General features: G+C 62.7%; 8 protein-coding genes and 1 pseudogene. 3 read left to right on the plus strand and 6 right to left on the minus strand.

What is annotated here, in order from left to right; translation table 11 throughout:
• Together EOD15_RS21350 and EOD15_RS21355 are read left to right on the plus strand one after the other, a co-directional pair.
• A pseudogene (locus EOD15_RS21350) lies at window positions 1-792 on the plus strand (aminotransferase class IV); the annotation flags it as partial.
• 128 nt (window positions 793-920) lie between these two features.
• Window positions 921-1766 (plus strand): SDR family oxidoreductase, encoded by an 846-nt coding sequence (locus EOD15_RS21355; protein WP_027034966.1) that lies wholly within the window; start codon window positions 921-923, stop codon window positions 1764-1766.
• Between the two features lie 56 nt (window positions 1767-1822).
• Here the strand turns inward: EOD15_RS21355 and EOD15_RS21360 are convergent, their stop codons facing one another.
• The 4 genes from EOD15_RS21360 to ettA form a co-directional block, all read right to left on the minus strand.
• Window positions 1823-2440: an MOSC domain-containing protein gene (locus EOD15_RS21360; RefSeq protein WP_127321685.1), complete on the minus strand. Its 618-nt coding sequence runs from the start codon at window positions 2438-2440 to the stop codon at window positions 1823-1825.
• A 257-nt stretch (window positions 2441-2697) separates the two neighbouring features.
• The gene (locus EOD15_RS21365) at window positions 2698-3819 is read right to left on the minus strand and encodes a beta-ketoacyl-ACP synthase III (protein ID WP_127321686.1); all 1122 of its coding nucleotides are present in this window, start codon (window positions 3817-3819) and stop codon (window positions 2698-2700) included.
• Window positions 3820-4005: 186 nt separating this feature from the next.
• Complete coding sequence (gene tam / locus EOD15_RS21370) at window positions 4006-4773, minus strand: trans-aconitate 2-methyltransferase (protein WP_127321687.1); 768 nt, start codon at window positions 4771-4773, stop codon at window positions 4006-4008.
• A 42-nt stretch (window positions 4774-4815) separates the two neighbouring features.
• Window positions 4816-6465, minus strand: a complete 1650-nt coding sequence (ettA, locus tag EOD15_RS21375; protein WP_027034974.1) for an energy-dependent translational throttle protein EttA — start codon at window positions 6463-6465, stop codon at window positions 4816-4818.
• A gap of 274 nt (window positions 6466-6739) precedes the next feature.
• Here ettA and EOD15_RS21380 point away from each other — a divergent pair, with 274 nt between their 5' ends.
• A complete protein-coding gene (locus tag EOD15_RS21380; protein ID WP_127408805.1) occupies window positions 6740-8026 on the plus strand; it encodes a GGDEF domain-containing protein in 1287 nt (428 codons plus the stop codon).
• Between the two features lie 4 nt (window positions 8027-8030).
• Here EOD15_RS21380 and EOD15_RS21385 read toward each other — a convergent pair whose 3' ends face one another.
• Together EOD15_RS21385 and EOD15_RS21390 are read right to left on the minus strand one after the other, a co-directional pair.
• Window positions 8031-8624: a hypothetical protein gene (locus EOD15_RS21385; protein WP_127408803.1), complete on the minus strand. Its 594-nt coding sequence runs from the start codon at window positions 8622-8624 to the stop codon at window positions 8031-8033.
• An 89-nt stretch (window positions 8625-8713) separates the two neighbouring features.
• A partial coding sequence (locus EOD15_RS21390; protein WP_127408804.1) for a ribonuclease occupies window positions 8714-9398 on the minus strand: 685 nt, incomplete at its 5' end.

A 9398-nucleotide genomic window follows, 5' to 3' on the forward strand; every position in this document is an offset into this window, starting at 1 on the left:
CTACGACACCGTGCATGTCTGGAATGGCCGCTTCTTCCGCCTCGATTTACATCTCGAGCGCTTCTTCGGCGGGCTGGAAAAACTGCGCATGATCATTCCCTTCGACCGCAAAGGCGTGGCCGAAATCCTGCACAATTGCGTGGCGCTGTCGGGTCATCGCGCCGCCTATGTCGAGATGCTGTGCACGCGCGGCGCCTCGCCAATTTTCAGCCGCGACCCGCGCCAGGCGGTCAACCGCTTCATGGCGTTCGCCGTGCCGTTCGGCTCGGTCGCCAATGCCGAGCAGTTGCAGCGCGGCCTGCGTGTCGCCATCAGCGACAAGATGCGCATTCCGCCGGCCTCGATCGACCCGGCGATCAAGAACTACCACTGGCTCGATCTGGTGCGCGGCCTCTACGATGCCTATGATCGCGGCGCCGAGACCGCGTTGATCCTCGACTTCAACGGCAATGTCGCCAGGGTCCGGGCTTCAACGTCTTCTGCGTCAGGGACGGCAAGCTGTCGACGCCTTCCATTGGCGTGCTGCCGGGCATAACCCGCCGCACCGTCTTCGATCTCTGCGCCGAACAAGGTCTTGCCGCCACCGCGACCGATGTCAGCGTCACGGCATTGCGCGAGGCCGACGAGGTATTCATCACCTCGACCGCGGGCGGCATCATGCCGGTGACCGAGATCGACGGCGCGGCAATCGCCAACGGCAAGGTCGGACCGATCACCAGCCGGCTGATGGCGCGCTACTGGCAAAAGCACGATGACCCGGCCTGGTCGTCTCAGGTGAATTATCCCCGATAATTCAGGCGTCTTTTTCAAAAGATTCCCGTCGCCTCTGGAAAATCAGAGGATGGACCGTATATGCCCGAAAGCGGAGAAGCCTCCGCTTTCCCCGAAATCACGCCCGCAGGGGCAAGGACTCCAAGATCATGACATCAAAGGTTTGGTTCATCACCGGATCGTCGAAGGGCTTTGGCCGCGTCTGGGCCGAGGCCGCACTCGCACGCGGCGACAGCGTCGCGGCGACCGCCCGCGATGCCGGCACGCTCGCCGATCTCGTCGAGAAATACGGCGACAGGATTGCCGCGATAAAGCTCGACGTCACCGACAAGAAAGCCGTCGATGCCGCTGTCGCCGAGGCGCACAAGCGTTTTGGCCGACTCGACGTCGTCATCAACAATGCCGGCTACGGCCATTTCGGCGCCATCGAAGAGGTCAGCGAACAGGAAGCTCGCGACCAGATCGAAACCAATGTCTTCGGCGCGCTGTGGGTCACTCAGGCCGCACTGCCGATCATGCGGGCGCAGCGTTCCGGCCACATCATCCAGATTTCGTCGATCGGCGGCGTCAATGCCTTTGCCTCGCTCGGCCTCTACCACGCCTCGAAATGGGCGCTGGAGGCCTTCAGCCAGTCGCTGAGCATCGAGGTCGCGGAATTCGGCATCCATGTGACGCTGGTCGAACCGGGTGGCTTCTCCACCGACTGGGCCGGCCCGTCGGCCAAGATCTCTCAGCCGATCGAGGCCTATGCGCCCGCCCGTGCGAAGATGGCAGAGCGCCGCGCCAATTCCGTTGCCGGCGATCCAGAGGCCACCGGGCCGGCGATGCTGGCCATTGTCGACGCCGCCGAGCCACCGCTCAGGGTGTTCTTCGGCGACGGCGGCCTGCCGATGATACGCCAGGAATACGCCAACCGACTCGCCACATGGGACAAGTGGGACCACGTTTCCGTTATGGCGCAAGGCGCCAAGAAGAACCGCAAAGCTAACGCCTAGTGAGCTTGGCTACGCCGCCACGGCGGCGTAGCTCCTGCCCTCTGGTTGCCGCACAGCTATGCCGAATAGATCCACTGCTCCGGCACGCGCACCGAGATTTCTTCGCGGACCCTGACCGTTCCGGGCTTCTCGACCCAGGCGACGACGCCGCGCAGCCGTTTCGCGACTTTTGGGAACAACAGCGCGCCGGCTTCGACGTCGGCCATTCCGGCGTTTTCGGCGATCGACCGGCCGGCGATGCGGCAAGGTCCGTTCTGTGCGTCAATCTTGATGGTGACGCCGCCCTTGAAGAACAGCAGCGTGCCGGCCGGCAGCATCGAGAGGTTCGGCACCCCTTCGATCACAAGATTGGCGCCGATCCACTCCGGCCTGATCTCGGCCAGGCCCATGCGTTGGGCAACAACCGCCAGTTCGTCCGCTGCCACTATGGACAATTGCCGTTCGTTGCGCATTTCGGTGCCGCGCGGATACCAGGGCTCGCGCCCGCCCGCGCGGCGTGTCGGTCCGGCATGAAAATCGCCTGCTATGCCATCGAAATCCAGCAGCAATTCGTCCACCGGGCGCGTCTGAAAATGATCCGCCGGCGCCACGTAAAGCGCTGCCGCCTTGGCGGCGAGCTTTCGCGCAGGGATGATTTCGCTCGGCTTTTCAGCCTCGGGGAAGAGATCCAGCATGGCGTTCTTTTCTCTCGTCATCCAGCGAATTAGCCGGGCGGACTTCGCGGCGTCCAGTCGAAAGTGCTGATCGTCCGATCAACGTCACCGATGGGATGGCGATCGCCAGGCGAGTGCCGATGCTGGTGCCCTTCGCACCAGCCTGACGCAACAAGACGTATTGCGCGCCAAGGTGTGTTGAGATTCAGGTCAGGCCGAGCCGGGGAAGCGCAGGAAGCTGCCATTCGCCGGGCGGCCTCACCTGAATATCGACATAGCTAGAGCATCCGCAACAGCGCGCCGCCTATCGAATACCCCGCGCCAAAGGCGCAGATCAGGCCGAAATCGCCGGGTTTCATGTCGGCGTGGTTCTCCGACAGCGCGACGATGGCGCCGGCGCCCGCCGTGTTGCCCAGCCGCTCCAGCACCATCGGCGCGCGGTCATGATCGACCTCGTGGCCGAACGACAGTTTCAGGATCATGGCATTCATCCGCGCATTGGCCTGATGCAGCCAGAAACGCCGGATCGCCTGCGGCGTCAGCCCGTGCTCGGCGAGGAATTCGACAATGAATTTCTGTCCGGCGACGGTGACTTCCTTGAACACCTTGTTGCCGACCTGCTTGATCAGATTGCCTTCCAGATTGATCATGTAAGGATCTTCCTGGGCGGTGCGGGTGTGATAGCCCAGATTGGTGCGGATGTTGTTCGACATCTGCGTCCAGACGCGCGTGTCGAGCACTTCGAAGCGCCCCGGCCGCTTGTCGCCCTTGGCCAGGCCTTCGACCACCATCGACACCGAAGCGTCGCCGAAGATGAAATGCGTCTGCCGGTCGCGGAAATTGAGATGGCCGGTGATGATCTCCGGCGTCGTCACCAGGATGCGTTTGTGCGCGCCAGACCGCACCAGGTTGACGGCGACGTGCAATGCGGCCGCGGCCGAGGAACAGCCAAGCCCCATGTCGAAACCGGCGCCCTTCGTCCCCAACGCCTCCTGCATTTCGATGGCGATCGCCGGATAGGGCCGCTGGTGATGCGAGGCCGAGCAGATCACAAGGTCGATATCCGACGGCTGCAGCCCGGCGTGGTCGAGGGCCTTCTTCGCCGAGGCGATTCCGAACTCCGCCTCCAGCGACAGCGCATCGTCGGGCCGCGCCGGAATGCGCGGCGCCATCCGGGTCGGATCGAGAATGCCTTCGCGTTCGATGACATGACGGCTGCGCACGCCCGAGGCGTGGACGATGAAGTCGCTGTCCGATTTCGGCAGCGGCGGCTCGCCGGTATCCTGGCGACGCGCGTTTTCCAGGTCGACCCAGGCATTGAAGCTGGCGACCAGTTCTTCATTGGTGATTGTGGGTTCGGGGATTTCAACGCCGATGCCGCTGATGATGACGCGATGCATGTCCAGTCCGTCCCATCCGCAGGCGTTGCGGCTTCATGTGGGCGCCGGAACGCTCCGGCGCAACAGTTTTCTCACCGAGGCGGTTTACGCCGGCTTAAACCAAAGATCTGGGCCGACTGAAGCCGATCCCTCGACATGGCCACAGCCAAAGCCAAGCGGCCCTAAGGCGCCGCGCGACATGGATAATCAAGCTCGTTTTGCGACAATGAAAATGCGCGGAAAGCGCAAGAGCACCTTGCCATCAGCCGTCTTCTGATAGGCCTTGGCGATCTTGGCCGTGTAACATTCGAGGAACATCGCCCTCTCCTCGGCGTCCAGCGGATCGAGGAACGGCTTCAGGCCCGTCGATTTCACCCATTCGACGATCGCCTGCGCGTCGGCAAGCGGATGGTTGTAGATGGTGTGCCAGATATCAAGCCGGTCGCTGAGCGGCGACAGCAGGTCATAGTAGAACGACACCGGCGGCAACGGCCCGCGTGCCGCGCCCTTGAGCTTTTCGGCAAATGGCATTTCGGTGGCGGTCTCCCACATCAGCCGGTGGGAGTCCTCGCCCAGATTGTCGGGCATCTGGACGGCAAGCGCACCGCCTGGGGCGAGGAAGCCCATCAGCCGCTGGAACACCGCCGGATGGGTAGGCAGCCATTGGAACACAGCATTGGCGAAGATCACGTCGACCGGCTCCGCCGGCTGCCATTCGGAGGCATCGGCGAGATCAAAGGTGACCTCGGGCAGGCGCGCCCGTGCCTTCTCGATCATGTCGGGCGAAGTGTCGAAGCCGCTCACCTGGGCATCCGGCCAGCGCTCGACAAGCAGTTCGGTCGAGTTGCCAGGCCCGCAGCCGATGTCGACGACCCGGCGCGGGAAGTCCACCGGCACCTGCGCGACCAAATCCCGCGCGGGCCGCGTGCGCTCGTCTTCGAATTTCAGATATTGGGCGGCGGACCAATCAGCCATTTGAGCTCCTCATGCTGGTTGAGATCGCCGCCCTAAAACCCCTTACCGCGTCAGCCTCTTGTAGGTCATGCGGTGCGGGTTGACGGCATCCGGCCCGAGGCGGCGGATCTTGTCCTGCTCGTAATCCTCGAAATTGCCTTCGAACCATTCGACATGGCTGTCGCCCTCGAAGGCGAGGATGTGCGTCGCCAGGCGATCGAGGAACATACGATCGTGCGAGATGATGACGGCGCAGCCGCCGAAGTTTTCCAGCGCGTCTTCGAGTGCGGCCAGCGTTTCCGTATCGAGATCGTTGGTCGGTTCGTCGAGCAGCAGCACATTGCCGCCGGTCTTCAACATCTTGGCCAGATGCACGCGGTTGCGCTGGCCGCCGGACAGGTTACCGACCTTCTGCTGCTGGTCGCCGCCACGGAAGTTGAATGACGCGCAATAGGCGCGCGTGTTGGCCTCGAACTTGCCGAGCTTGACCACTTCGGCGCCGCCGGAAATCTCTTCCCACACCGTCTTCGATGGATCGAGCGCATCGCGGCTCTGGTCGACATAGCCGAGCTTCACCGTCTCGCCGACGCGCACGGAGCCCGCATCCGGCTTTTCCTGGCCGGTGATCATGCGAAACAGCGTCGTCTTGCCGGCGCCGTTCGGGCCGATGACGCCGACGATGCCGCCGGGCGGCAGCTTGAATTCCAGGCCGTCGATCAAAAGCGTGTCGCCAAAGCCCTTCGACAGGCCTTCCGCCTCGATCACCACATTGCCGAGGCGCTCGCCATGCGGAATGACGATCTGCGTATCGCTCGGACGCCGCTTGTCGGCTGCATCCAAAAGATCCTGGAACGCCTGGATACGCGCCTTGGACTTGGTCTGGCGAGCCTTCGGGCTCGACTGGATCCATTCGCGCTCGCGGCCGATGGCGCGCTGGCGGGCATCGTCCTCGCGGCCTTCCTGCTTGAGCCGCTTGGCCTTAGCTTCGAGGTATTTGGTGTAGTTGCCCTCATAGGGAATGCCGCGGCCGCGATCGAGTTCGAGGATCCAGCCGGTGACATTGTCGAGGAAGTAGCGATCGTGGGTGATGATCATCACGGCGCCCGGATAGGCACGCAGATGCTTTTCCAGCCACGCCGTGGTCTCGGCATCGAGATGGTTGGTCGGTTCGTCGAGCAGCAGAAGGTCGGGCTGGCGCAGCAGAAGCTGGCAAAGTGCGACGCGGCGCCGTTCGCCGCCCGAAAGCTTGGTGACTTCCGAATCCTTGGGCGGGCAGCCCAGCGCTTCCATCGCCATCTCGACCTGCTGTTCGAGATCCCAAAGGTTCAGCCGGTCCATTTCGTCCTGGAGCTTGGCCGACTCGTCGGCCGTCTCGTCGGAGTAGTTCATCATCAGTTCGTTATAGCGTTCAATGACGGCGGTCTTGGCGGCGACCCCTTCCATGATATTTTCGAACACGGTCTTGTCCGGATCGAGCGCCGGCTCCTGCGCCAGGTAGCCGACAGTGGCGCCTTCGGCCAGCCAGGCTTCGCCGTTCCACTCCTTGTCGAGCCCGGCCATGATCTTGAGGATCGTCGACTTGCCCGAACCGTTGGGGCCGAGGATGCCGATCTTGGCGTCGGGATAAAAGGAGAGATGGACATTCTCGAGCACCTTCTTGGTGCCATAGGCCTTGTTGAGGCCGGCCATGTGATAGATGAACTGGCGTGCCACGCGCGCTTTCCCTGAAAAAACTGACTGGCCCAGAAAACTGACTGGATCTGTCGAATTGAGTGGAGGTTGGCCGCTATGTAGGCGATGCGGCGGCGAACGGCAATCGCTTTTGCCATATCTGCCCGGTCACACGCGGAAGTGTCCGCCAATCGCCGAAGTTTTCCACCAGCACGAAGCGTGCTGAAATCTCCGGTTAACTCTTCGGCGTCAAAACAGGGTCGGAGTGGAATCGCTCACTATCCGCGATTTCGAGAAAGAGATCGGGTCGACGGCATTGCTGAACAGTTTCCTGCTCCTTGCCGAAGCGGTCGTCTACTTCAGCGTCATGGTGACGCTTTTCCGCTTCCGGAGACGCATCGGCCTCGGCGTATTCATCTGCGCGCTCGGTGTCATGCACTTCCTCGAGACCTATCTCGCCAGCGTCTTTTACGTCGCTCTGCCGTTCGGCATGGTCTCGCCTGGCTCGGCGGTGCTGTTTTCCGGCAAGCTGGTCATGCTTTTGCTGCTCTATATGAAGGAGGACGCTGCAACCGTGCGTCAGCCGATCTACGGCCTGCTGCTCGGCAATGCGCTGATGATCGGGCTGGTGCTGCTGCTGCGCCTGCACGTCATCGCGGCACTTCCCGACGGCAGGCTTCCAGACATCGGCTTCATCGACCAGATGGGTTGGCTGATGGTGTGGGGCACGACGCTGCTGTTCGTCGATGCCATCCTGATCATCCTGCTCTACGAAAAGCTTGGTCGGTATCTTCGCAAGGCGCCGTTCGCGCGCATCCTGATTTCGGTCGCTTGCGTGCTGACCTTCGACCAGGCCGGTTTTTTCACCGCCCTGCATTTCGTTGCCGGCGCGCCGATAGCCGTCTTTTTCGGCGGCTGGTTCGCCAAGATGGCGGCGGCGGTGACCTTCAGCACCATGCTCGTTGCCTATCTCAAATGGTTTGAGGAGCGCCAGGTCACTGCGCCGCGCGGATTGACCGATATCTTCGATACGCTGACCTATCGCGAACGCTACGAGGCGCTGGTCGAACATGTCGGCCGTGACGGGCTGACCGGCCTGCTGCACCGCGGGCGCTTCGACGCCGACGGTGAAGCCGCCGTCCAGGTCAGCCTGCGCACCGCCAGGCCGCTCAGCCTGCTGATCATCGATGTCGATCATTTCAAATCGATCAACGACCGTTTCGGCCATGCCGAAGGCGACAAGGTGTTGAAGGCCGTTGCCGCGCTGCTGCGCGAGGTCGCCAGTCCCGAGGACCAGGTGTTCCGCATCGGCGGTGAGGAATTCGCCATACTCAGTTCTTGTCCGCACTCGGTCGCCAGGCTGCTTGGCGAAAGCATTCGCCATGCGATCAAGGCTTCAGCGGCCACCAGTCGATTCGAGTTCACCGTCACCACCGGCGTTTCCAGCGTCAGCGAAACCACGCGCTGCCTTGCCGACCTGTTCGCGCTTGCCGACCAGCGTCTCTACAAGGCGAAGTCGACCGGCCGCGACCGCGTCGGCGGCGAGCCGGGCGGCCACGAAGCCGACACGGCCGCTGCATGGACAAAGTCCGCGCGGATTTAGTTCGTTACGACTTCCTCTGCCGTCGAAAGCCCGTCACGGTTGAAACCGCCATCAGCGCGATCGCCAGCGCCGTGATAATCGGCCCGGCCTCAATATCGTAGGCAATGAACAGCAGAATGCCCGGCACCAGCAGGCCGCATAGGATCATCATGATGCGGTTGATCTGCCACGAGACTTTCGACGCCAACGCCTCGTCGCCGGGCGCGGAAACAAGTGCTGCTCGCATCGTCTTTCCGCCCACCAGCATGGCCGAAACGCGCATCGAGATCGGCAGGCCGAGCCCGATGATCAAGAAAGTGCAAGCGGCCAGCAGCGAGGAGAATTTCAACGCGCTGGTGTCCGCCGGCACCGGAAACAGCAACGTCGCCAGCGGCAGGAAGGCGCCGAAAATGCCGACCGCCGCGATAATGATGAAGATCACCGCATTGACGATCGTCAACAGCTGGTACGTGCCGACGCCGATCGGTTCGGAGAGCGTTCGCATGCGTGCCCATTCGGCGTCGGTATACGAAAAGCCCGGCCATTCCCTGCGGGCATCGTTTATCGAGACCATGCCCTTGGCCCAGAAAGCCAGCCGCGCCAGCGCGCTGCTCGTCATGCCATCCATTGCCGCCCCCGCCAGAATGATGCGCTCGTAGCATAGCACCAGGGCACGGCAGGGCGACAGTCCGGTACCTCTGTTGAGAGTTACTGGAAGCCGATCGCGTCGACATTGCCTGTCGGGCAACCGGCCTTGTTGGTCGGCACCGAAGCCAGCAGCAGGTCCTTGAGCGAGCTGTTGGGGCCGATCGGGCCGGCAAGGCCGAGCGTCAGTTCGCCGATCAGCCGCCTGCCGCTCGACGGATCGATGACGCAGGAAACGCGCACCCGGTCGCCTGCCCCCGCCCCGAAGGCGCTGTCGAAAGCGCCGCGGATCTGGTCCGCCGTCAGCTTGCCGCCGATGTTCTTGGCAAAGAGATCGCGCACCGGCGAGCTGTTCACCGCACGCATTAAATTGAGCGCGTCGGAGAAATAGTCCTGCTGGCTCTCGCCGTAGCAGGTGCCGTGCTTGATCCATTCATGCCGCTCGAGGTGGGAGGCCGTTCCAGGCATCACCTGATCGAGCTCCGTGCGGGTGTTGGCGTCCAGATTGACCGGCGGCAGGTCTTTCCAGTGGGCCGGATTGTCGTTGGCCTTGTCGCTCGCCGTCGCCTGGCAATAGAAATTGCCGTTCGGCTGCGGCCACAATCCATGCAAGGTGAAATGCGTCGCGTCGAAATCACCGGCGTTCTGCGCCTTGCATTCCGTCTTGTTCGACTTTGTCTCGCAAAACGCCGGCTGCCAGCTCAGCGCGAAGACGTATTCGGGTTTTCCCGACGCCGCCGGCTTGCCT

Origin of the sequence: Mesorhizobium sp. M7A.T.Ca.US.000.02.2.1, assembly GCF_003996995.1 — a bacterium.
Taxonomy (GTDB): domain Bacteria; phylum Pseudomonadota; class Alphaproteobacteria; order Rhizobiales; family Rhizobiaceae; genus Mesorhizobium.